The 21,785-nt window shown below is 68.8% G+C and carries 22 protein-coding genes; 13 read left to right on the forward strand and 9 right to left on the reverse strand.

The features are described from left to right. Positions 1-121: 121 nt before the first annotated feature. The 5 genes from ACLQ3F_RS07760 to ACLQ3F_RS07780 form a co-directional block, all read right to left on the reverse strand. Complete coding sequence (locus ACLQ3F_RS07760; protein ID WP_425847442.1) at positions 122-1,357, reverse strand: hypothetical protein; 1,236 nt, start codon at positions 1,355-1,357, stop codon at positions 122-124. A 180-nt stretch (positions 1,358-1,537) separates the two neighbouring features. Next, a complete protein-coding gene (locus ACLQ3F_RS07765; RefSeq protein WP_425847443.1) occupies positions 1,538-2,542 on the reverse strand; it encodes a hypothetical protein in 1,005 nt (334 codons plus the stop codon). 314 nt (positions 2,543-2,856) lie between these two features. Then, positions 2,857-3,981, reverse strand: a complete 1,125-nt coding sequence (locus ACLQ3F_RS07770; protein ID WP_425847444.1) for a hypothetical protein — start codon at positions 3,979-3,981, stop codon at positions 2,857-2,859. Further along, on the reverse strand, positions 3,978-4,550 hold the full coding sequence (locus ACLQ3F_RS07775) for an RNA polymerase sigma factor (protein ID WP_425847445.1): 573 nt from the start codon (positions 4,548-4,550) through the stop codon (positions 3,978-3,980). Before ACLQ3F_RS07775 ends, ACLQ3F_RS07770 begins: the two co-directional genes overlap by 4 nt. A 111-nt stretch (positions 4,551-4,661) precedes the next feature. Further along, entirely contained in the window at positions 4,662-5,180 is a 519-nt protein-coding gene (locus ACLQ3F_RS07780; protein ID WP_425847446.1) for an Lrp/AsnC family transcriptional regulator, read from the reverse strand. Between the two features lie 47 nt (positions 5,181-5,227). Here ACLQ3F_RS07780 and ACLQ3F_RS07785 point away from each other — a divergent pair, with 47 nt between their 5' ends. Then, positions 5,228-6,286, forward strand: a complete 1,059-nt coding sequence (locus ACLQ3F_RS07785; protein ID WP_425847447.1) for a Glu/Leu/Phe/Val dehydrogenase dimerization domain-containing protein — start codon at positions 5,228-5,230, stop codon at positions 6,284-6,286. 75 nt (positions 6,287-6,361) lie between these two features. Here ACLQ3F_RS07785 and ACLQ3F_RS07790 read toward each other — a convergent pair whose 3' ends face one another. Then, on the reverse strand, positions 6,362-6,592 hold the full coding sequence (locus ACLQ3F_RS07790; RefSeq protein ID WP_425847448.1) for a hypothetical protein: 231 nt from the start codon (positions 6,590-6,592) through the stop codon (positions 6,362-6,364). 339 nt (positions 6,593-6,931) lie between these two features. Here ACLQ3F_RS07790 and ACLQ3F_RS07795 point away from each other — a divergent pair, with 339 nt between their 5' ends. Beyond that, positions 6,932-7,417, forward strand: a complete 486-nt coding sequence (locus ACLQ3F_RS07795) for a DNA glycosylase AlkZ-like family protein (RefSeq protein WP_425847449.1) — start codon at positions 6,932-6,934, stop codon at positions 7,415-7,417. A 78-nt stretch (positions 7,418-7,495) separates the two neighbouring features. On the opposite strand, the gene ACLQ3F_RS07800 is transcribed toward ACLQ3F_RS07795, so the two are convergent. Then, positions 7,496-8,035 carry an RNA 2'-phosphotransferase gene (locus ACLQ3F_RS07800; RefSeq protein ID WP_425847450.1) on the reverse strand — a complete coding sequence of 180 codons (540 nt, stop codon included), beginning with the start codon at positions 8,033-8,035 and terminating at the stop codon, positions 7,496-7,498. 157 nt (positions 8,036-8,192) lie between these two features. On the opposite strand from ACLQ3F_RS07800, the gene ACLQ3F_RS07805 reads away from it, so the two are divergent. From ACLQ3F_RS07805 to ACLQ3F_RS07820, 4 genes are all read left to right on the forward strand, one after another. Next, positions 8,193-8,957 (forward strand): ATP-grasp domain-containing protein, encoded by a 765-nt coding sequence (locus tag ACLQ3F_RS07805; protein ID WP_425847452.1) that lies wholly within the window; start codon positions 8,193-8,195, stop codon positions 8,955-8,957. Positions 8,958-9,041: 84 nt separating this feature from the next. Beyond that, positions 9,042-9,407, forward strand: a complete 366-nt coding sequence (locus ACLQ3F_RS07810; protein WP_425847453.1) for a VOC family protein — start codon at positions 9,042-9,044, stop codon at positions 9,405-9,407. A gap of 86 nt (positions 9,408-9,493) precedes the next feature. Further along, complete coding sequence (locus tag ACLQ3F_RS07815; protein ID WP_425847455.1) at positions 9,494-10,165, forward strand: nucleotidyltransferase domain-containing protein; 672 nt, start codon at positions 9,494-9,496, stop codon at positions 10,163-10,165. Further along, positions 10,165-10,968: a nucleotidyltransferase domain-containing protein gene (locus ACLQ3F_RS07820; RefSeq protein ID WP_425847457.1), complete on the forward strand. Its 804-nt coding sequence runs from the start codon at positions 10,165-10,167 to the stop codon at positions 10,966-10,968. The genes ACLQ3F_RS07815 and ACLQ3F_RS07820 overlap by 1 nt, the downstream gene beginning before the upstream one ends. Before the next feature lie 79 nt (positions 10,969-11,047). Here the strand turns inward: ACLQ3F_RS07820 and ACLQ3F_RS07825 are convergent, their stop codons facing one another. Beyond that, positions 11,048-13,867, reverse strand: coding sequence for an immunoglobulin-like domain-containing protein (locus ACLQ3F_RS07825; protein ID WP_425847459.1), 2,820 nt, complete (start codon positions 13,865-13,867; stop codon positions 11,048-11,050). 705 nt (positions 13,868-14,572) lie between these two features. Between ACLQ3F_RS07825 and ACLQ3F_RS07830 the strand changes: the two genes are divergently transcribed. The 3 genes from ACLQ3F_RS07830 (at position 14,573) to ACLQ3F_RS07840 (ending at position 16,685) form a co-directional block, all read left to right on the forward strand. Next, the gene (locus ACLQ3F_RS07830; RefSeq protein WP_425847461.1) at positions 14,573-15,298 is read left to right on the forward strand and encodes a flavodoxin family protein; all 726 of its coding nucleotides are present in this window, start codon (positions 14,573-14,575) and stop codon (positions 15,296-15,298) included. A 67-nt stretch (positions 15,299-15,365) separates the two neighbouring features. Further along, the gene (locus ACLQ3F_RS07835) at positions 15,366-16,307 is read left to right on the forward strand and encodes a DUF5996 family protein (RefSeq protein ID WP_425847462.1); all 942 of its coding nucleotides are present in this window, start codon (positions 15,366-15,368) and stop codon (positions 16,305-16,307) included. A gap of 72 nt (positions 16,308-16,379) precedes the next feature. Beyond that, on the forward strand, positions 16,380-16,685 hold the full coding sequence (locus ACLQ3F_RS07840) for a GNAT family N-acetyltransferase (RefSeq protein ID WP_387350547.1): 306 nt from the start codon (positions 16,380-16,382) through the stop codon (positions 16,683-16,685). A 67-nt stretch (positions 16,686-16,752) separates the two neighbouring features. Here ACLQ3F_RS07840 and ACLQ3F_RS07845 read toward each other — a convergent pair whose 3' ends face one another. Further along, entirely contained in the window at positions 16,753-17,151 is a 399-nt protein-coding gene (locus tag ACLQ3F_RS07845) for a cupin domain-containing protein (RefSeq protein ID WP_425847463.1), read from the reverse strand. A gap of 304 nt (positions 17,152-17,455) precedes the next feature. Here ACLQ3F_RS07845 and ACLQ3F_RS07850 point away from each other — a divergent pair, with 304 nt between their 5' ends. The 4 genes from ACLQ3F_RS07850 to ACLQ3F_RS07865 are packed head-to-tail and all read left to right on the forward strand — an operon-like array spanning position 17,456 to position 21,745. Next, on the forward strand, positions 17,456-18,691 hold the full coding sequence (locus tag ACLQ3F_RS07850) for a cytochrome P450 family protein (RefSeq protein ID WP_357194157.1): 1,236 nt from the start codon (positions 17,456-17,458) through the stop codon (positions 18,689-18,691). A 31-nt stretch (positions 18,692-18,722) separates the two neighbouring features. Further along, positions 18,723-19,904: an acyl-CoA dehydrogenase family protein gene (locus tag ACLQ3F_RS07855; protein ID WP_425848197.1), complete on the forward strand. Its 1,182-nt coding sequence runs from the start codon at positions 18,723-18,725 to the stop codon at positions 19,902-19,904. A 22-nt stretch (positions 19,905-19,926) separates the two neighbouring features. Beyond that, entirely contained in the window at positions 19,927-20,337 is a 411-nt protein-coding gene (locus ACLQ3F_RS07860; protein WP_355008671.1) for an SgcJ/EcaC family oxidoreductase, read from the forward strand. A 25-nt stretch (positions 20,338-20,362) separates the two neighbouring features. Further along, complete coding sequence (locus ACLQ3F_RS07865; protein WP_425847465.1) at positions 20,363-21,745, forward strand: FAD-dependent oxidoreductase; 1,383 nt, start codon at positions 20,363-20,365, stop codon at positions 21,743-21,745. The last annotated feature ends 40 nt before the right edge of the window (positions 21,746-21,785 follow it).

The following is a 21,785-nucleotide window of genomic DNA, read 5'->3' on the forward strand; positions in this document are numbered from 1 at the left end:
CGTCGATGGTGGCCGCGTTACTTCGTGGCATACGCGGCTCTGCATGGGTGCGCGTTCGCGGCGTTGGGCGGTGAGAACGTGCGGGCGGCGTCAGTCAGCACACCGCCCGCACAAGCTTCCGTCAGGTGCCGGCGACCACGACGACGGCGCCCGTCGCCGCCTCGATGCGGTGGATCGGGTCGAACTCGGCGTAACTACTACGGTCGGAACAGGTGACGCTGCCCTCGGCGACGAGGTCGTTCGTTGCTGAGGTGGCGGTGTTCCACCTCGTCACCGGTCCGCCCGAGTCACCGCCGAGCACGGGACCGTCCTGCGCGTGTCCGGTGACGGTGTCGACCTCCACCACCGGGGAGCCGCTGCATCCGGTGTTGCCGGTGTCGGTGACCTTGCCGTACACCAGGCCGCCGTTGGAGCCGGAAATGTAGACGGCGGAGCCGATGGCGGGCCACCCGGTCAGCTTCGCCGTGACCGGGTTGGCTGTCGACGTGTCGCGCTCGCCGAACCAGGAGTACCGGCTGAAGTAGGCCCCGTTCTCGCCGGCGACCATGGAGACGTCCGTGCCCAGGGCCAGGTAGTTCGAGCTGACGCGGAGGTTCCAGCCGCCGTTGTGCCAGAAGGTGGTGCCATTGGCACCGCAGTGCCCAGCGGTCGTCACCCAGTTGCTGTTCGTTCCCCCGCGAGTCATCCGGAAGCCGGTCGTGCAGTACGCGTTCACGCTACGCGGGTTGTCCCCCGCGGCGGTGACGTTGTAGTTGAACATCGCCAACCCGCCGTAGTACGGGATGCTGTCAACCCGGCGGCTGGCGGGCGTGATCCCGGCCTGCGAGACCGATACCCGGGGAGTCACGCCGGTAGCCTTGACGGCGGCGGCGACGAGTGCGTCCGCGTCCCCGGAAGCGTGGATGACGACCTCTCCGGCCAGGCGGTCCAGCTTCACGCGGTCAACGCTGGCGGCGTGGGAGCCAGCCCAGGCGCGGCTGTTTGCCAGCCGCTCGGCTGCGGCTTCCAGCCGTTTGATCGGTACCGCAGTGGTCTCGAACCGGACCGGGACCTCTCCGGCCTGTCGCGAGCGGGAGCCGACCGCGGAGCGAAGCCGGGCACCGTCGGCGTTCTGTACCTGGCGGACGACCAGTTGACCGGTCACCTCGTCGAAATAGGTGCCGCCCGCGCCGTCGGGGTGCGCGGCGGCAGCGGCTTCCAGTCGGTGGAACTGCGCGGTCATCGCCTCGACGTCGACTGCTGCGGCAAAGCCGGGTTGCGGGGCCGGCCCGGCCGAAGACTCCTTCGCCTGGGCGGGGGACGATGTGACCGCGATCGTGGTGACTAGGCAGCAGAGCAACACCATGCTTTTACGCATGGAGCCTCCTTAGTGGAAGGTGCCCGGATGGTGCGGTGATCGTATAGTCCCGATCGCGGCGGCGATGTCCCACGCATTGATAAACGACATAGTCTGACTTGTTTCATTCGTCCAGACCCGAAACGGGTCCAGGGCCCCCACGCGGAGGGCTCCTGGACCGGTGTACGACCGCGCGACCCGTCAGAAAATGTTCATGGCGATGCCGTTCGTGAGCGACGTGGTGCTCTGTACGCCGTCGATCTTGATCGGGTTGCCGGAGACGTGCTGCACGAAGATCCGCATGATGAAGTTACGGGTGCCGCAGGTCGGGTCGACCGGGATGCCGGACAGGGCGAAGTTCGCGACGTAGTGGTGCGCGTCGTCGCGGATCGTCTTGCGGGACGTCGCCGTGCTCGTCGTGCGACAGGTGTGCGCCGTCGTGTCCAGCTGGATCATCTCGAAGCGCACATCCACCACAGCGTTCGTGCCGCGCGGCATTTCGTAGGCGTCGACGCTGCTGTTGCACGAGGCGGTACCCGTGTAGCAGGTAGTGAGCTCGAGATTGGCCAGCGCCTGGACGCTGGTGGCGTTGCTGTGCGCGTTCCACTTGTACACGGGCGTGCCGTCGTTGTAGAACACCCAGGCCGTGGAGGTGCCCGCGCCGACGTAGGTGCAGGTGCTGGACGTCCCGGTGCTGTTGCAGGAGGGGTTCTGCCACCAGCGTGCGCCCACCTGGTTGGTGTCGCTCACCTCGAGCCAGGTGTTGGTGGCGACGGCGGTCAGATGGTAATCGGTGAGCGAGCTGGAGGCCGTGTATCCGTAGAGGCCGCAGGTGTAGGTGCCGGCCGACGGCGCGGTGAACAGCAGGTCGGCGTAGATCGGCAGATGCCCAGGCGTGGCGTAGTACGTGGTGTCCGAGCCCTCGTGGTTGCGGGACGACGTTGAGGTGGTGCCGACCACGGTGCCGGCTGCGTCCACGCACTTGAGCGTGTTGTTCATCGCCACGATCTGCGTGACGCTGCTCGTCGCCTCAAGACGGCCCCGTACGTGCCTCGACTCTCCGGCCGAGAGCGTGACCGTTCGGCTCAGGAGGCGCTCCTCGACTCTTGAGTAAAAGTTGTTCCCGCTCGTCAGCGTCAGTCTCGTCACCGGCCCCGCATCCGCCTGCGCGGCCTGCGCGGAGCCGGTGATGATCAGCAGCGCCACGAGCATGCTGAATGCTTTCCGCACGTATCGACTCCTTCAGTGTTGAGGAAGGGCGCCCGGGAGGGCGCCGCGTCGGCCGAATTGCCGGCCATGACCCGAATCGGACCGCAGTTCGAGGCGAGTGAATGTTAATGCCGGCTGATGCCCCACATGGTCTGTACCAGCCGCATGGTGAGCAGCCTTCTGTCGGGTGAACATTGGCCGTGCGAACAACAGAACGACGGTGCGGGCCACCTCCAGGTGGCCCGCACCGTTATCGAACGCTGGGCGCGTTACGCCCGTCTGCAGAACGCTGTTGGGTTCGAGTTCCCGGCCTACAGGTCGGCCGTCGTCACCCGGGAGGACTCGTACGTTGTGGAGGCCCGGGGGAGGTCCGGCACGTTGGAGACGTGCTTGACCAGCATGCCGGTCGTGGCGTCGATGGTCAGCACCTCGCTGACCTCGCCGCCGAACACCTCGGGGCCGGCGGTGATCGTCAGCGTGGCCTTGCCGTGGGTGGTCGAGTCCTTGACGCTGACCGCGGCGATGGTGGACAGCAGACGCAGCACACCGGCCCGGACCTGCGTGTTGCCGTCGCCAGCGGACAGCGCTTCGATGCTGAATGTCCACAGGGCATTGTCGAAGTGCCGCTGAACGGCCTGAGGGCTGTACGGCTTCGGCTCGGCGTTGCCGCCCTTCTGCTTGATGATCACCTGGGCGTCCGCCTGCTGCTTGTCCCACACCGCCTTCTGCGCTGCGGGGTCGAGGCCCACCAGCGGGTCCTCGGCTGCCTTGAGCATCTGGGTCCGGCCGTCGGCCGGGCTGCTGTCCGCTGCGGCGACGGCTGCCTTGAGGAGCGGAGCGTAGCCGCCGTCCGTCATCTGATCCTGATGACGGGCGATCGCGCGCTTGATGTCCCGCACGCTGTTGCCCGAATAGATCGCGTGACCGTCGGTGTACAGCGTGTACACGACCTGCATGGTCTTGGTGCCGTGGACCTGCGTCGCCTTCACCAGCCACGCGTCGCCCGCTGACGGGGTGAGCGTCTTGATGGACCCGGCCAGGGTCATCAGCGGCGCGCGCTCGGCAGGCCGGTCGACGGTGGTCGAGCTTGAGGTGGCGGCCGACGAATCCTTGCTGGCCTCCGTGACCCCGGTCGCCGACGAGTTGAGCACCACGGCGACGACTGCCGCCGCGGCGGCAACCCCCACCCCGGCGCCGATGCCCAATCGGCCCGCGATACCGATCCGGCGGCGGCGCTGCTCCCGCGTGGTTGTCGTCGTTTCCATGGTTGAAGTCGCCTCCATAGTCGTGTCCTCCGCTGATACCGCCCCCAGCAGCCGCACGGTTCCGGGATCGGCCATAGCCGCCCGCAGCACCGCCCGCGCCCGCTGATACGCCTCCGGGCGTAGTGGTTCCGCGCTGCCCAACGCACCGACCAGATCGAGCTCGTCGGTCATCGGTGTCTCTCCTTCGCGCTGTTGCGGTCCTTCAGAAGCGCGGACACCCCCGGGGCGTCGCGCAATGCCGTCCTGGCCTGGCTCAGCAGCCGCCGCGCGGTGCCGGCCGGTATGCCGAGTGCCCGCGCGGCGTCGGCTGCGGTCAGGTCCTCCCAGGCGACGAGCCTCAGGACCTCCCGCTCTTCGGGTTTGAGCCGCGTCAGGGCCGACCGGAGCACCGCCCGGGCGTCCACGCCGAGGTCCACCGCCGACCACGGATCCCATCCAGTAGCCACGTCCGGTACGTCCGCGACCAGGTCCTCGGCCGGCCGGGACCGCCAGTAGCGCCGCAAGCGATTCAATGCCACCCCGTACAGCCACGGTCGCGCATCGTTGTACGACCGGTCGTACGAGCGCCGCGACTCGAACGCCGCAACCCACACCTCGCCCAGGAGGTCCTCGGCCGCATCCCGCCCAACCCGGCGAACGAGGTACGAACCGACGGCGGCCTCATGACGCTCGACCACCTCTACGAAGGCGTCGACATCGCCCTCCAGCGACCGGCCTATCAAATCCGCATCCGAAGCCATGGCCCTCCTCGGCAAAAATCCGCGCTTCAACCTGACATTGCCGATCAGGCGGGAAAGTGTTCAGGTGCCGAGGTCCGACGGCGAGGTAGGCATGGGCGTACCAAACGAGCGTTACGGGTCAAGCGGTTCGATGACCTGCTTTCGGGCGTGTTGATAGATGACAGAGCTGCGGAACCCGACGATCTCGCGGCGTCCGCTGAACTTGTCCATGAGGAAGGCGTGCAGGCCGTCGACGCTGGGTACGGCGACGTGGACGAGGAAGTCGTCGCCGCCGGCCACGACGTACACCGACAGCACCTCGGGCAGCTCCATCGCATATTTCTTGAAGCCGTCGATGACGGTGCGGCTCAGGGGCCGGACCTGAACGTGCAGCAATGCTTGGACGCCGCGGTTGAGGGCGGCCAGGCTGATCTCGGCGTGGTAGCCGGTGATCACGCCGCGTTCCCGTAGTGCGCGCACGCGTTCCAAGCAGGTGGACGGCGCGATGCCTACTGCCCGGGCCAGTTCGCGGTTGGTCTGCCGCGCATGTGTCTGCAGGTGCTGGATGATCGCCGTATCAAGTTCGTCCACGACCGAAATCTTGCCAGTTCTCCGAACGTTGTTCGCTTTGAGCCGGTCAGTGCCGCGCACCTGCCTACTGTCGATCTCGTTTCGGCGAGCACACGACAGGAGCCATCATGGTCGCGACCCATCTCGACACCGAGTCCATGCACGAACACGTCGTCCTCAGGCGGGGCGTACGGTCGGGCCTGCCGATCGTCGTCGCGGTGCACTCCACAGCGCTCGGTCAGGCCATCGGCGGCTGCCGGCTCGCGCACTACCCGCATTGGCGCGACGGGCTCGCCGACGCGCTGCGGCTGTCGGCCGCGATGTCGGACAAGTGCGCGTTGGCTGGGCTGCCCAACGGCGGCGGCAAGACCGTCATCGCACTGCCCCCGGGCAGGACACTTGACGCGGCCACCCGTCGGGCGGTGCTGCACGACGTGGGCGACGTCATCGCCGGCCTGGATGGCGCCTATGCCACCGGCCCGGACGTGGGAACCGGACCGGACGACATGGTCACGATCGCCGAGCGGACCCCGCACGCGTTCTGCCGACCGGTGCAGGCCGGTGGCAGCGGTGACTCCTCCGGCCACACCGCCGTCGGCGTCGTCGCCGCGCTGCATGCCCTGTGCGCCGAGCGATTCGGGTCAGCCGACCTGTCCACGCGCAGCTTCGCCGTGCTCGGCCTCGGCCGCGTCGGCAGCCACGTGCTGCGCATACTCGCCGACGCCGGCGCGACCCTGGTGGCCGCCGACACCGACGAGGGCAGGCGAACGTTCGCCGACACAGCGGGTGCCGCCTGGGCCAGCCCGCAGGACTGCCTGACCGCCGACGTGGATGTGCTCGTCCCCGCCGCTCTCGGCGGTCTGCTCACACCGCACACAGTGCCGACACTGCGCTGCGCCGCGATCGCCGGACCGGCCAACAACCAACTCGACACTCCGGCCACCGCCGACCTGCTGCACCAGCACGGCATCCTCTGGGCGCCCGACATCATCGTCAGCGCCGGCGGCATCATCCACGCCACCGCCATCGAGCTACACCGGGAAACGTCCGCCCAGGCCACCGCCCGGGTCCACGGCATCGCCGACACCCTCACCGACATCCTGCGCACCGCCCGCGCCGCCGGCTCGACCCCGGCCGCCGCCGCCCGCTCCCGCGCCCGACACCAGATTGAGCACGGCCGCCCCTGACCCTGCCGCCAGCCGACCGCGAGAAAATGGTCAACCGCCGCTGTCCGACGCGGCCCGAACACCGGTATCCGCTGCTCAATAGCAGAACGGTGGCGGGTCGTCCGGGTCCCTGGTGATTCCCAGGTCCGCGCAGTTGAACGCGCTGCCCGCTCCATGGATGCGCCAGCCCCGGCTCGGCGTGTACCGGAAGAGGTACGCGCCGTCGCCCTGCTGCTTCGGGTCCCAACCGGTCGCCCAGTCCTTCCAGCAGTCCACCCTGTCCGGGCTGATCCGGTAACCGCCCGGCAGACCGGGGACGCGGTTCAAGGTCGCCGCCGTTACCGGGCAGCCATGGTCGGGCCGCCCACCCGCCGTCGTCTTCGAAGGCCGTGCTGGGGATGTCGGCGCCGACGGTGATGGCGATGATGCCGACGGTGTCGGCGAGGCGGAGGTCGGCTCCGTCGAGGGTGGGGGGATGGGGACAACCGTCGGCGGATCGGTGGCCGGCGGCGCTGGGGGGCCAGAGATTCGGCCGCCGACCAGCGTCGCGGAGGCGACGATCGCCAGCACGCCCGTGGCTGCGGCGGCGCTCCTCGTGACAACGCTGCGCCGGCGCAGTCGGCGGGACTCGTGCAGCGCGCGCTCATACAGGTCGGTGCTTCCGCCGTGCTCCGCCACATCGGTCATGACGCCGCGCAGCCGGTCGAGATCGTCGGTCAACGGGGGACTCCCTTCGTCTCCGTCGCCGACAGCAGCTCGGGCGCGATCTGTCGCACGCGGCTGCGGACGTTCCCCGGCGGGTACGTCGACCTGCCCGACGCGCCACGGCCCGACCCGGACACCCCGGCACCGGTGCGGTACCTGTACGACTTCGACAACCTGCTGCTGTCCTATCGTGACCGGACGCGGGTGCTCACCGACGAGTTCCGCAACCGGGCGGTGACCCGGCACGGTCCGGTCCCCAGAGCGGTACTGGTCGACGGGTTCACGGCGGGAGCGTGGACGGTCGCAGCCGCGGCGCTCACCGTTCGGCTCTTCGTACCGCTGACGGCCGCCGACCGCGACGCGGTGGCCGCCGAGGGTGCCGCGCTGCTGAGTTTCCTGCACCCGGACGCCGCGCCCGACGTGCGGCTCGTCGAGGAATTCGAATAAGGAGAAGAACAGCACACGAACGGCACCTGCCGGCATCGCCATCAGCTTCCCTCTCAGCGGCCCGGGCCAGGCCAGGGCTCAGTCGAGCAGATAGCTGGCAGGGACCGCGTCGGTCAGCCAGACGCCGTTCGCGCTGCGGTGGAACACGTGCCCGTCGGCGGCCATCGCCGCCGCGTCGACGGTGAGGATCACGACCCGACCGGCCCGCCGGGCACCGACCCGATGGGCGGTCTCGGTGTCGGTGGAGAGATGGACGTGGTGCCGGCCGCCGCGGTGCAGGCCGGTGGCCCGGATCGACTCCAGCGCGTCGGCGCTGGTGCCGTGATAGAGCCGGTCCGGTGGGGTCACCGAGGGCAGTCCGAGGTCCACCGGGACCGAGTGGCCCTGGTTGGCCCGGATTCGCAGCATACCGTCGGTGCCGCGCTCGACAGCGAACCGCTGCTTGTCGTTGCCGGCGACGACCGCGTCCAGCTCGGCCCGCTCGATCCGTAGGGCGGCGAGCAGAGCGTCGACGGGAGTCCAACCGGCCGGGTCGAGCACCAGGCCGGCCCGGCCGGGGTCGTGCCGGAGGGCCTTCGACATCCGTTTGCTCAACTTCACCAGGCGCTCGCGATCCACTGTGGCATTGTGGTCGATCCCCGGTGGTCGAATCGAGAGGTTTCCCGAGGCGGTTCGAACCGGTGTCCCCACCCCCGGCGTCGCATAGTGGCCGGCGGCACCGGACGCCTGATAACCGCTGTAACTGTGACGGCGTATCGGGGCAGGATCATCAGCCGTGACACTTGTCCTGCCGCCGCGTCTGACGGCCTCGGCTCGGAGCTTGCGCGACGCCGCTCATCGACGCGGAATACACACCGTCCAGCTCGGCTCTTTCGAGGTGCCCGCCGGGCTGCGTGCTGATCACCTTCATGCAGGACCGAGCTTCGCGGATGTCGTCGCACCGTTGCTTGGGATCGCGCCGCTGGAAGCGGAACCTGGTTGGCTGACTGGGCTTCCTCGTGAACTTACCCGCCGCGACATCACCCTGGTCGCCATCGGCGAGGCCTACGAACTCCGTCGACCGGCGTTCATCAAGTCGCCCAATGACAAGAACATCCCGGCGATGATCTACACGGATGGCTCCCGCCTGCCCGGCCCCGATGCTGTCGACCGGCGGACTCCAGTGCTCGTCAGCGACATCGTCGACTTCAGCGCCGAGTACCGGCTACACGTGCTCGACGCTGTTGTCTACGCAGGCAGTCAGTACGCCGCGCACGGTCGACTGCACCTCGGCCCTCCGTCGACCGACGCGCTAGCCTTCGGCGCCGATCTCATCGCCGGCTACGGGCACACGTTGCCCTCCGCCATCGTCGTCGACGTAGGACTGGTCGACGGTCACTGGGCCGTGATCGAGGCAAACGCCGCATGGGCCAGCGGCGCCTACGTAGCGGATCCCGACCTGGTCCTCGATGTCGTCCTTCGAGCGGCAGGCCCAACCGCTTCGGTGACCGCCCGCGACCGACAGTTCATCCGACGGCCTCAGCCGAGCGCTGCGCTGTGAGCCGGTAGGTCCAAGCCGGTGTACTGATCTGCCGAGTCGAGTGCTCCCTGACAAGGGTCTTGTGGCACGGCTACGTTAGGGCCCATGACGACGACCTTGGGCCGATTTGCCGGCGTCACGATGGATTGTCAAGACCCACAGAAGCTGGCTGACTTCTGGTCCGCCGTGCTCGGCGGCCGGGTGACGGAGTCCCTACCCGGCTGGCGGCGAGTCATCGTTACCGACGGTGGGCCGGTGCTGACGTTCCAACCGGTACCGGAGCCCAAGGTCGGCAAGGCGCGTCTGCACGTGGACATCGCTGTCGCCGACGCCGGTGAAGCGGTGGACCGGATCGGGGCGCTGGGCGGCCGGTGGACCGGCGAACGGCACGACTACCCGGAAGGCGCGGTTCTGGTGATGGCCGACCCGGAAGGCAACGAGTTCTGCGTCGTGCAGTACTACCAAAAATGACGTCCGTCGTTCAGTTCGAGGTCACCGACGCTGAGTGTTCGAAAAGGGTGGCGCGTGCGGGACGGTGATTGGGTAGCGTCCCGGGCGTGATCGAGCTTGTCGAGCGGCATACGGCACTCGCCGTTGTGGTCGGGTCCCGGGCGTACGGGCTGCACGACCTGGCCTCCGACTACGACCGCCGTGGTGTGTATGTAGCGCCCACACGAGCGTTCTGGCACCTCGACAAGCCGCCCACCCACCTCGACGGTCCGGCGGCGGAGCAGTTCTCCTGGGAGTTCGAACGCTTCTGCGTCCTGGCCTTGCAGGGCAACCCGACAGTTCTGGAGGTGCTCTGGTCCCCGCTGGTCGAGACGATCACCGTCGACGGGGAATGGTTGCTGGCAGCACGGCAGGCGTTCCTGTCGAGGCGGGTGGCCGAGACCTACGGCAACTACGCCAGGGATCAGCTCAACCGGGTGGCGGCCCGCCGCGAGCGGACCGGCGAGACGAATCACAAGCAGGCCATGCACATGGTACGGCTGCTGATCGCCGGGGCGCATGTGCTGCGTACGGGGGAGGTGCTGGTCGACGTCAGTCACCTGCGCGACCGTCTGCTCGCGGTGCGGCGCGGCGAGTTGCCCTGGGATGAGGTTGCCGCCTGGGCGGCGGACCTACTTGCCGAGCTCGCCGACGCGACCGCCGCCACAGTGCTGCCCGATCAGCCCGACCAGATTGACGTGGATCGGCTGCTCGCGGCCGTACGGGAGAGGAACCTGTAGTGACCACCGAGGTGCCGTCGTGGGCCGCCGAGGCAGCCCGCGACCTGCCCCGCCCGCTGCTGTTCGCCACCGTCAGCGGTGCGCATCTGTACGGATTCGCGTCCATCGACTCCGATCTGGATCTGCGTGCCGTGCACCTGCTCCGGGCCGAGGAGGTCGTCGGGTTGCGCACCGGTCCGCAGACGCTGCAACACATGGGCGTGCGCGACGGCGTCGAGTTGGACGTGGTCAGCCACGATCTGCTGAAGTTCGTCAAGCTGTTGAACAGCCGCAACGGGTACGTCCTGGAGCAGTTGCTGTCACCGCTGGTGGTCGTGACTACCGCGGTGCACGCCGAACTCATCGCCCTGGCCCCGAGACTGGTCACCCGTCACCATGCGCACCACTACCTCGGTTTCGCGGCCACTCAGGAGAGGTTGTACGCCAGGACCGGGCAGCTCAAGCCCGCGCTCTATACGCTGCGGGTCCTGCTCACCGGGATCCACCTGATGCGGACCGGCCGCGTGGAGACGAACCTTGCCGTGCTGGGGACGAGGTTGTCGTACGTACCGGATCTCATTGCCGCCAAACGAGAGGCCGAGCATGGCCCGCTCCCCGCGGGTGTTGCAGGGTGGCTCGCTACCGACGTGTCGCGGCTGCGCGCCGAGCTGGAGACGGCCCGGGACACCTCGGTCTTGCCCGAACGCGCAGATCCGGCAGCCGTGAACGCCCTGCACGATCTGGTGGTGCGCACCCGACTGCACGGGCTCCCCACCAGGGTCGTGAGTCAACGGGCTGAGGTCGGCCGCAGGTCCGTCACCTGAGACACAGGCCGACGGGCAGTGGGCGGGCGAGATCGATCTCGCCCGCCCACTACTGTGGCGCGTCTCGTCGGGGTGCCTACTACTTACGTACCGTCAACTTCTGGTAGTCGGCGGCGTAGGGCTGATAGGTCGGGTTGCCCGAGTAGGCGACGTGGACCTGGTAGGCCCCGGGCCGCAGGTCGGCGGTCTGCAGTTCGACGACGGCCTTGCCGTGCGCCAGTGGCACGACGTACGCGATGCCGCCGAAGGTGACGGTGACCTCGCCGGTCGGGGTCGGAGCGTGCTGCTTCGGTCCGCCCGCCGGCCCGACAGTCACGTTCAGTCTGAACATGTCCCCGCGGACAACGGACGCCGGCGTGGCTTTCGCCTTGACCTTGACGGCGGCCGGGCCGGAGGGCACCTCGATCGACGCCGTACCTTCCGACGCCGTCAGGTAGTCGAAGCCGAGGTACTCGGCTTTGACCGTCCGGGCACCCGCGGGCAGACCCGTCGGCAGCGTGACGGTCGCCGTACCGTCGCTCAGGTGGGCGAGTTTCGACCACGAGCCGATGCTGATCCGTACCTGGCCCCCGGTCTCGAACCCGTCAGCTGCCGTTACCGTCACTGTGGCAGTGGTCGTCTGGGCCCCGCTCGCGTACGGCTCGACAGCCACCTCTGTGGTGGTGGTGACGTCGCTGTTCGGGATTCCGCGGATGTCGTTCCACTCGCGGACGGTCAGCGGGATCACGGTGCCGTGCCGGGGACGGACGACACCTGCGTTGGTCATCGTGATCGCCTTGGCGTTCCACGTCGGAGCCTCGATGTTCTCGTGACACGCGGCCTGGTACCCACCACCGTTCGTGTACCGGTCACCCCAGAGGTAGAACTGGCCGGGGCAGGCGGTGTCACCGGGGTTGGCCTTGAAGACGACCGGTCCCTCGTACCCCTGGTTGGCGACCCACGTCGTGCGCCCCAGAGCTGGCGCGACCAACGTCCAGTTGGCGATGTTGCTGTCCAGGAAGTCGGTGTGCTTCTCCGAGAAGATGTCCGAGCCCTGGTTGCCGGCCTCGTTCTTGGTCACCCGGTAGTAGTGGTCACCGACGCGGATCGCGGTCGTGTCGATCCGCGACAGCGGGGCCGGATCTTGCCAGACCTGGGGAGAGGAGAACGTCTTGAAGTCCCGCGTCGTGGCGTACCACATCTGCGCGTTCCCCTGACCGGTGCGGTTCACGGGATCGTTCCACAGCGACTGGGCCCAGAACACGACGTAGGCGCCGAGCTCTTCGACCCACAGCGACTCTGGTGCGAAGGCGTTGCCCGCGTTGTCGGGCGCCACCTTCACGTGCCGCTGAGGGGTCCAGTTCACCAGATCGTGCGACTCGAACACCTCGATGTACTGAGTGTCGTTGATGGCGTACCCGCCCTGGTCGTACCAGTTCAGGTCGGTGGCGATCATGTAGAACGTGTCGCCGTCGGGGGAGCGGACGATGTGCGGGTCACGAAGCCCCTGGTCGCCCAGCTGGGAGATGAGTGACGGCCGCCCTCCGGTCAGACCGGTCCAGTCCAGAGCGGTGTTTCCGTTGGAAGTGGCGAACATGATCTGCTCGCCGTCGGCGATCCCCTCTCCCTTGAAGTACCCCATGAAGTACCGCTCGTACTCCTCCGATCGCGGCATGGCGGTGATGGTCACCGGGAACGACTTCTTCTGCGAGGCCTTACCCTTTTTGATGGTCGCCGTCAGGGTGGCGGCAACGTCCGCACGGCCGAAGGCCGGGCGGCTGACCACGCCCGTCGGGGTGACGAGACCGGTGGTCGACCTCCAGGTGATAGTGGATCCGAACTCGCCCTCGGCGGCGAGGTCGAGGTTTCCGCGTACGCCATCGGCGCCGTCAACTGTCAGATCGAAGGCGTCACGGTCGACAGCCTGCGCATCGTCGAACTCGGCCTTCACCACCACGGGGATCTCCCGTGTGGTGACCTCCTGCGCGCCCTTGCGGACAGTCGCCGTGAGCGTCGCTGTTGCGTCGGCCTGTCCCTGTGCGGGCCGGGTGATCCTGCCCGTCACCGCGACCTTGCGTGCGCTGGCGACGGCCGGCGGGGTGTTGACCTCGACGACGGACGGGTCGGAACTCGTCCAGGTGATGGCCGAGCCCGCCACGGAGCCGACCTTGGGCAGAACGAGGTCGCGTACGACCGCGCTGGTGCGGCCGAGGTCGATGGCCGCGGCGTCGGCGCGAACGCCGTCGGAGACCGTCTTCTCGGCCAGGAGGAGTGTCTCGTCCAGACTCACGGCCCGGTCGTACACGCGGAAGTCCCGGATCGTTCCGCGGAACGAGTAGTGGCCCGCTGTCTGCGAGCGACCGAGGAAGTTGCAGTTGGTCCCCGCCGCGTTCACCGACGGCGCCGTCGTCAGGTTCGTCGACGTCGCGTGCAGCACACCGTCGAGGTAGACCCTGCCGGTCCAGCTCGTCCCGTCCGAGTTCAGTGACTGGGTGTAGGTGACGTGGGTCCACGCCTTTTCGAGCATGCGGACCCGGTTCTGTTGGAGGTTCGTCGGACCCACCGCGACGCGGAACCGCTGGGTGTTCGACGCGAAGATGGAGCCCTCGGCGCCGGTGTCGGCGTCACACGAGCCGGACTTACGGCCGAAACCCCACATCTGGTGTTCGCCGACGTTCGCCGGGTCGACCCACACGTCGTAGTCCACGGTGAGGTTGGACATGCCGGCGGTGATGTCGTTCGGCAGCGCCACGTATGCGCCGTCGAGGGCGCTTTCGTAGGAGTCGGGGTTGAACCTGACTCCTTCGCCGGTCAGGGTCGCCTTCTCGGGATTCACGAGCGTGGCGTTCGCTGCCGCACCCGCGCTACCCGAGTTGACCAAGGTCGTTCCACTGGTCTCGTCGAGGGCGAAGTGGTGCACCAGGCCTTGGGTGAGCTGCTCCTCGGCAGCGTACGAGGGCGTTGCCGCGATCGAGACCGAAAGAAGCGCACCCAGTGCCAGGACCGCGACACCTCTGCCCTTCCGACTCCGCCCGAGACGTGGTCTTGGCTGTCGCAGTCTCAATTGATCCTCCTTGGCCGGTTACGTTTGTCTCCAAACTGGACGGACTTGTTAACGCTAACTACGGGGTGCTGCCGGGTCAACGCGATGCGTTGCGGCCCGAGCCCAGGGCGGCCCGTGGCGGACGTGCCCCCGACCGCCCGGCCGGTCGGCGTTCAGATCGTGATCCGGTACGCGGTCGTCCGGGGCGGGGCAGCTTGGCCGTTCCTCGAAGTGCCAGTGGCGTGGTGTCACGATCGCCTGTGACGTGGTGTCACTGTTCGCTCGCTGGTGAGCGCCGAATACTGGGGTGGTCACCGCACGATCGTCGCGTCACACCCGCGTCGATCGCGGCGGCTGCGGGGGCGCTCAGCGCGTAGGCGCTGCGTCCGGTCCGCCGTGGCCGACCTCTTGACCGGCCGATTCGGCGCAGGTCAGGACACATCACTCGTTACGTTGATCCACCGGATGCGCCGCCGCGCTCGGGAGCTGGACGGTGCGTCGTCGGACCCTGCCAGGGTGCGGCGCTCGTTGAGCCGACCGAGCCGGGCGGGGGCGCGACCGACAACCAGGAAGGACCCGCCCATGACCGCGTCGTTGATCGAGAAGCCCGATTTCACCGGGTTGCGAGCGATGTACATCAACTGCACCCTCAACCGTTCCGCAGGGCGTAGCCACACCCAGGGGTTGATCGATCGCAGTGCGGCGATCATGGAGGCGAACGGGGTCGCCGTGGACCAGATCCGCGCCGTCGACCACGACATCGCCACCGGCGTCCGACCCGACATGACCGAGCACGGGTGGGACGCCGACGAATGGCCCGCGTTGCTGACCCGGGTACTCGCCGCCGACATCCTGGTCATCGCCGGGCCGATCTGGCTCGGCGACAACAGTTCGGTGACCCGTCGGGTGATCGAGCGGCTCTACGGCTACTCCGGCGTGCTCAACGAGCAGGGCCAGTACGCTTACTACGGGCGCGTCGGAGGCTGTCTGCTCACCGGCAACGAGGACGGCCTGAAGCACTGCGCGATGAGCATCCTCTACAGCTTGCAGCACATCGGCTTCACCGTCCCGCCGCAGGCGGACGCGGGCTGGCTCGGCGAGGTCGGCCCCGGCCCGTCCTACCTCGACGAGGGCTCCGGCGGGCCGGAGAACGACTTCACCAACCGTAATACCGCGTTCATGACCTACAACCTGCTCCACCTCGCGTCGATGATGCGCAGCGCTGGTGGATTCCCGGCCTACGGCAACCAGCGCACGGCCTGGGAGGCAGGTGCACATCCGGACGCCGGCAACCCCGAGTACCGCTGACGCGACGACCGGCCACGACAACGACCTCTGTCACCCTCTCGTGACAGCGCCAAGGATGTGAGTAGTGATGACGAGCCCGGCAACGATGACCTGGCCGAGCCTGCGGGTCTCGGACTGGACCGCCACCCGCGACACGGTGCACATGTGGACCCAGATCGTGGGCAAGATCCGTATGGCCCACGCTCCGTTTCTCAACCACTGGTGGCAGGTGACCCTGTACGTGAGCCCGCGCGGGTTGACGACGTCCGCCATCCCGTACGGCACGGGAGCCTTCGAGATCGAGTTCGACTTCATCGGCCATCGGCTCGACATTCGGACCAGCGGCGGCGGCGCGCGGAGCCTCGCACTCCGGCCGATGCCGGTCGCCGAGTTCTACTCGCGGGTCATGGCCATGCTCGACGAACTCGGGATCGAGGCACCGATCCGGCCGTACCCCAACGAGGTCGACCCGGCGATCCCGTTCGCTGAGGACCACGACCACGCCTCCTACGACGGCGACGCGGCCGCCCTGTTCTGGCGTCAGCTGTTGCAGGCGAATCGGGTCATCGGCGAGTTCCGGTCGCATTTCGTGGGCAAGGTCAGTCCGGTGCACTTCTTCTGGGGCGGGATGGACCTCGCCTGCACACGCTTCTCCGGCCGGTCGGCCCCGCCACACCCCGGGGGCGTGCCCAACTGCGGGGACTGGGTGATGGTCGAGGGCTACTCCCGCGAACTGTCCAGCTGCGGGTTCTGGCCCGGCGGCGGCGAGGAAGGCGCCTTCTACTCGTACGCCTACCCCGCACCCGACGGGTTCGCCGAGCGGCAGATCGGTCCCGACGGCGCCTACTACAGTTCCGAGTTCCAGCAGTTCCTCCTGCCCTACGAGGTCGCCCGCGCCGCACCGGACCCCGACCGCGCGGTCGCCGAGTTCCTCCGCACCACCTACGAGGCCGCTGCGGACCTCGGGAACTGGGACCGCTCCGTGCTGGAGGACGACCCCCTCCGGTGGCACCGTGGCCCTGTTAGGTGAGGACCGACAAACTGTGACGTTCACGAGTACGCGGACAAGGTCGATTCCGGCGCGTCGTATGGAGGGCACGAGATGGTGGAAGTGACGGACGCTCCCGAGGCCAACCGGTACGAGGCCCGGGTCGACGGGGAGTCCAGGGTCGCCGGCGTCGCACAGTACATCCGCACCGCGGAACTCGTCGCGTTCGTGCACACCGAGGTCTCGCCGGAATACGAGGGCAAGGGGGTCGGGTCGGCGCTGGCCCGCACTGCTCTGGACGAAGCCCGTGCCGCGCATCTGCGCGTCCTGGCCACCTGCCCGTTCATCGCGGGATGGATCGACCGGCATCCCGAGTACCAGGATCTGGTCTACCAGTCCCGCAGCAGGGTCAGCGACTGAACGGAGGGGCGTGGCGGTGCCGCGGCGCTGCCCTCCCGGCGCGATGAGGGGACGCTCGGGGGCGTGCTCACGGCATGGTGAAGTCGGCGAAATCGAAGCCCGGACTCACCACACAACTGACGAGGACGTGCTCGTCGCCCGCCGGTTTCGCGGACTGCCACTCGCCCGCCGGAACCAGGACCTGCGGGCACTCGGCACTCAGGATCGTCGGCCGACTGTCCCTACCGATTGTCAGCGCCAACGGACCACCCGAGTGCCAGAACCAGATCTCATCCGACCGCACGGTGTGCCAGGCCGACGAGTCACCCGGCTCGAGAAGAAAGAGGATCGCCGTCGCGGCGGCACGGCTGCCCGGGTAGCCATCGGGCTCGAACGTGACAGCGGACCGATAGGTTTCCCTGAACCAGCCGCCTTCAGGGTGCGGGCGCAGATCGAACTGTTCGGCAAGAGGCGGACGTACGGACATGATGGCCACTGTAGTGGCCCGCCTTGACCTCCCACCTCTGCGCCGACCCCGGCTGAGCGGACCGACGTCACGATCGTCCTTCAGCCCGGCGCGGGTGTTCTGCCTGGCCTCGCCGAACCTGACATGGGCGTTCTCGCAGGCCGTCGCCGAGTGCGCACACCGAGAGATGCATCGTCGGATCGGCTGATGACACGCTCGTGCAACGCCACCGGTCGATCCGCTGCGCCCCACGGAACGGGCACATCGGCTTCGCCGGGCGGACCGGCGCGTGGCCGAAACACTCCGCCGAAACTGGGAGTCATCCATGGACAGTTGCCCGTTTTCTCTGGACACCACCGGAAAAGATATCCACGGTGAGGCCGCGAAGCTGCGTTCGCAGGGCGCCGCTACTCAGGTGGTTCTGCCCGGCGGCGTGGTGGCGTGGTCGATCAACAGCTATGCGGTGATCAAGCAACTGCTCACCGATCCGCGGGTGACGAAGAGCGCCCGCAACCACTGGCCGGCGTTCATCAACGGCGAGATCCCGCCGGACTGGGAAATGATCAGCTGGATCGCGATGGACAACATGGTCACCGCGTACGGCAAGGACCATGTGCGGCTGCGCAAGCTGGTCGGCAAGGCGTTCACCCCGAGGCGTACGGAGGCGATCCGGCCGTGGATCGCCAAGATCACTGAGGAACTTCTCGACGGTCTGGCCGCCGCCGCCCCCGGTGAGGTGGTGGACCTGCGTGAGCGGTTCGCGTACCCGTTGCCGGCCCGCCTGGTGGCCGACCTCATCGGCATGTCCGAGGAGGCTCGCGCCAAGACGGCGAAGGTGATCGACATGATGGTCGACACCACCGTCACCCCGGAGCAGGCGCAGGCCGTGCTGGCCGGGTGGCGCGGCGCGATGGCCGATCTCATCGCCACCAAGCGGGAGAACCCGGGCGAGGACATCACCAGCGACCTCATCGCCGCGCGTGACGAGGACGGTTCCCGGCTCAGCGAGGAGGAGTTGACGGACACCATCTTCGCCATCCTCGGCGCCGGCTCCGAGACCACCATCAACTTCTTCGACAACGCCATCACGGCCCTGCTCAGCAACCCGGAGCAGCGGGATCTCGTGCTGTCCGGCGAGGCCACCTGGAACGACGTCATCGACGAGACGCTGCGGGTCGAGTCGCCGCTGGCGCACCTGCCGCTGCGGTACGCCGTCGAGGACATCGAGCTGGACGGCGTGACGATCCCGCAGGGCGATCCCATCCTGATCAACTACAGCGCGGTGGGTCGCGACCCCGCCCTGCACGGCGACGACTCCGACCGCTTCGACCTGAAGCGCGCCGACAAGGAGCACCTCTCCTTCGGCCACGGACCGCACTACTGCCTCGGCGCCGGGGTGGCCCGGGCGGTCGCGACCACCGGCCTCTCCTCGCTGTTCGAGCGCTTTCCCGACATCGCGTTGGCGGTGCCGGTCGCCGACCTGCAGCCGTTGCCCACCTTCATCATGAACGGCCACCGGACGCTGCCGGTCCGGCTGACCGCCCCCGTGCCCGCCGCCTGACATCCACCGACGACCTCAGGGAGCCGCCGTGCTGACCACCACCGACACACCCAGGCGCGAGGAGATCGTCGCGCGCGTCACGGACCTCGCCCCGCTGCTGCGCAAGAACGGCGTGCAGGCCGAGCGGGACCGCCGACTGCCCGACGAAACGATCGAGGCCCTGGCCGACGCCGGGGTCTTCAAGCTGCGGGTGCCGAAGCGGTTCGGCGGCTACGAGGCCGACACCCGCACGCTCGCCGACGTCGCGACCGCGCTCGGCCGGGCCGACGGTGCCACCGCGTGGACCGCCTCCGTCTACTGGATCCCGACGTGGATGGCCGGCCTGTTCCCCGAGGCCGTGCAGGAGGAGGTCTTCTCCACGCCGAACGTGCGGATCTGCGGCACCCTGAGCCCGTCCGCCATGGCGGTCCCGGCCGATGGCGGCATCGTCGTCAACGGCAAGTGGGGCTTCATCAGCGGCGCGTTGCACAGCCACTGGCAGGAGATCATCGCGGTGCTGGTCGGCGGTGATGGTCCGCCCATGCCGGTGATGGCGCTGGTGCCGACGTCCGAGTTGCAGATCGTCGACGACTGGCACACGTCCGGCCTGCGCGGCACGGGCAGCGTCAGCACTGTCGCCCAGGACCTGTTCGTGCCGGCGGAGCGGTTCCTGCCGCTGCCGGTGGTGCTCCAGGGCCGGACCGGACCGGACGCGGCTGGCGCGCCCGCCATGTACCGGGCGCCGCTGCTGCCGGTTGCCTCCGCGTCGTCGGTGGGCACCGTGCTGGGCCTGGCCCGCGCGGCCGGTGAGACGTTCCTCGAGCGGCTGCCCGAGCGCAAGATCACCTACACGGGGTACGAGAAGCAGGCCGAGGCGCCGCTGACCCATCGCCAGGTGGCCGAGGCGGAGCTGAAGACCGACGAGGCCGAGTTCCACGTGCACCGCCTCACCGCGCAGGTCGACGACAAGTCGGCCGGCGGCCAGCCGTGGAGCCTGGCCGAGCGCGCCCGTGCCCGGGCCGACCTGGGAGCCGCGTGCCGCCTGGCGAGGGAGGCGGTCGGCATCCTCGCCGGCGCCAGCGGCGGCTCCTCGCTCTACGACGACGTGCCCATCCAGCGCATCGCCCGCGATGTGCAGGCGGTCAACCTGCACGCGCTGATGAACCCGGACACCAACACCGAGCTGTACGGCCGGATCCTGTGCGGCCTCGAACCCGACACCCTCTATCTCTGAGCCGCCGAGAAAGGACACCAGAATGACCACGAGCACCTTCAACGCCGAGGCTCAGGCCGCCGTGGCCGCGGTACCGCGGCACATCGTCACCGCGTGGGCGGAGCACGACGCCGACGCGTTCGCCCGCACGTTCACCGAGGACGCGACCATGATCCTGCCCGGGGTCTTCTGCCGTGGCCGGGACAAGATCCGCGGATACATGGAGCAGGCGTTCCAGGGCCAGCTCAAGGGCACCCGGGTCACCGGCACGCCGGTCGACGCCCGCCTCATCGCGCCCGGCGTCGCGGTGCTGACGACCGAGGGCGGTGTCCTGGAGCCCGGCGCCGAGGACGTGTCGCCGGCCCGGGCCATCCGGGCGTCCTGGATCCTCGTCGAGCGCGACGGCGAGTGGCTGCTGGCGGCTTACCAGAACAGCCCGCGCGGCGAGTCGTGAGCAACCAGGCCAGGAAGGGGCAGCCGTGAGCGCACAGGTGGGAGAGCGTGCCGTCGTTCTCGGCGGCAGCATGGCGGGCCTGCTCGCGGCGCGGGTGCTGGCCGACGCGTACGCCGAGGTGGTCATCGTCGACCGCGACCGGCTCACCGGCGTCTCCACGGCCCGACGTGGCGTGTCACAGGGCCGGCACGTACACGGTCTGCTCGCCCGGGGCCAGCAGATCCTCGACGAACTGTTTCCCGGTTTCACAGCGGAGGCGGTGGCCGCCGGGGTGCCGACCGGCGACCTGGGCGAGCTGCGGTGGTTCTTCAACGGGCGCCCGCTGGCGCCGGCCAGTACCGGGCTGACCTGCGTGTCGGCCGCCCGTCCCGTGCTGGAGCAGTTGGTGCGCCAACGGGTGGCCGAGCTTCCGGCCGTACGCTTCGCCGAAGAGCGCGACATCGTCGGGCTGACCACCACCGGGGACCGCCGGCGGGTCACCGGGGCGCGGGTGCAGGGGCGCGACGGCGCGGCCGAGGAGACGATCACCGCCGACCTGGTGGTCGACGCCACCGGTCGCGGGTCGCGCACCCCGGTCTGGCTGGAGGAACTGGGGTACAGCCGGCCGGACGAGGACCGGATCCGGATCGACCTGACCTACACGACGCGCCTCTATCGCCTGGCCTCGGACGATGTTCTGAAGGGCGACCTGTCGATCAACCCGGTGTCGTCGCCGTCGCACCCCCGTGGCGCCTTCCTGTCCCGTATCGACGGTGGCCGGTGCATCGTCTCTCTGACCGGGGTGCTCGGCGACAGCGCGCCGGCCGACCCGGCCGGATTCCTGGAGTTCGTCAAGTCGCTGCCGGTTCCGGACATCTACCAGGCCATCCAGGACGCCGAGCCGCTGGACGAGCCCGTGTCCCTGCGGTACCCGGCCAGCGTCCGTCGCCACTACGAACGGTTGTCCCGGCTGCCGGACGGCTTCCTGGTCCTCGGCGACGCGGCGTGCAGCTTCAACCCGGTCTACGGCCAGGGCATGACAGTGGCGGCGTTGGAGGCGCTGACCCTGCGCGACCACCTGGCCGGCGGCACGGCACCCCGGCCGACCGACTTCCAACAGGCCGTGTCCGCGGTGACCGACGTGCCCTGGGAGATCTCGGCGGGTGGTGACCTGAGCTTCCCGCAGGTGCAGGGCCCGCGACCGTTCAAGGTACGGATGGCGAACGCGTACATGGCCAAGATGCAGGCGGCCGCGACCCGCGACCCGCAGGTGACGCGGACCTTCATGCGGGTGGCGGGGCTGGTCGAGCCGCCACAGGCCCTGATGCGACCCGCCATGATGCTCCGGGTGCTGACCCGCAGCCGCCGTCCGGCACCCGAGGTGCCGGCGTGGCAGCCCGACGCCGTCGGCACCGCCTCGGAGGTCTGATCCAAGAAATTCGGTGCCCCGGCCCTTTCGGGCCGGGGCA

Source organism: Micromonospora sp. DT15 (assembly GCF_049841475.1).
Classification (GTDB): domain Bacteria; phylum Actinomycetota; class Actinomycetes; order Mycobacteriales; family Micromonosporaceae; genus Micromonospora.

Coding starts and splice junctions, on each gene's coding strand:
- ACLQ3F_RS07760 (WP_425847442.1), bottom strand. CDS start 1,357: ATGCGTAAAAGCATGGTGTTGCTCTGCTGCCTAGTCACCACGATCGCG.
- ACLQ3F_RS07770 (WP_425847444.1), bottom strand. CDS start 3,981: ATGACCGACGAGCTCGATCTGGTCGGTGCGTTGGGCAGCGCGGAACCA.
- ACLQ3F_RS07775 (WP_425847445.1), bottom strand. CDS start 4,550: ATGGCTTCGGATGCGGATTTGATAGGCCGGTCGCTGGAGGGCGATGTC.
- ACLQ3F_RS07785 (WP_425847447.1), top strand. CDS start 5,228: ATGGTCGCGACCCATCTCGACACCGAGTCCATGCACGAACACGTCGTC.
- ACLQ3F_RS07810 (WP_425847453.1), top strand. CDS start 9,042: ATGACGACGACCTTGGGCCGATTTGCCGGCGTCACGATGGATTGTCAA.
- ACLQ3F_RS07830 (WP_425847461.1), top strand. CDS start 14,573: ATGACCGCGTCGTTGATCGAGAAGCCCGATTTCACCGGGTTGCGAGCG.
- ACLQ3F_RS07835 (WP_425847462.1), top strand. CDS start 15,366: ATGACGAGCCCGGCAACGATGACCTGGCCGAGCCTGCGGGTCTCGGAC.
- ACLQ3F_RS07840 (WP_387350547.1), top strand. CDS start 16,380: ATGGTGGAAGTGACGGACGCTCCCGAGGCCAACCGGTACGAGGCCCGG.
- ACLQ3F_RS07845 (WP_425847463.1), bottom strand. CDS start 17,151: ATGTCCGTACGTCCGCCTCTTGCCGAACAGTTCGATCTGCGCCCGCAC.
- ACLQ3F_RS07850 (WP_357194157.1), top strand. CDS start 17,456: ATGGACAGTTGCCCGTTTTCTCTGGACACCACCGGAAAAGATATCCAC.
- ACLQ3F_RS07860 (WP_355008671.1), top strand. CDS start 19,927: ATGACCACGAGCACCTTCAACGCCGAGGCTCAGGCCGCCGTGGCCGCG.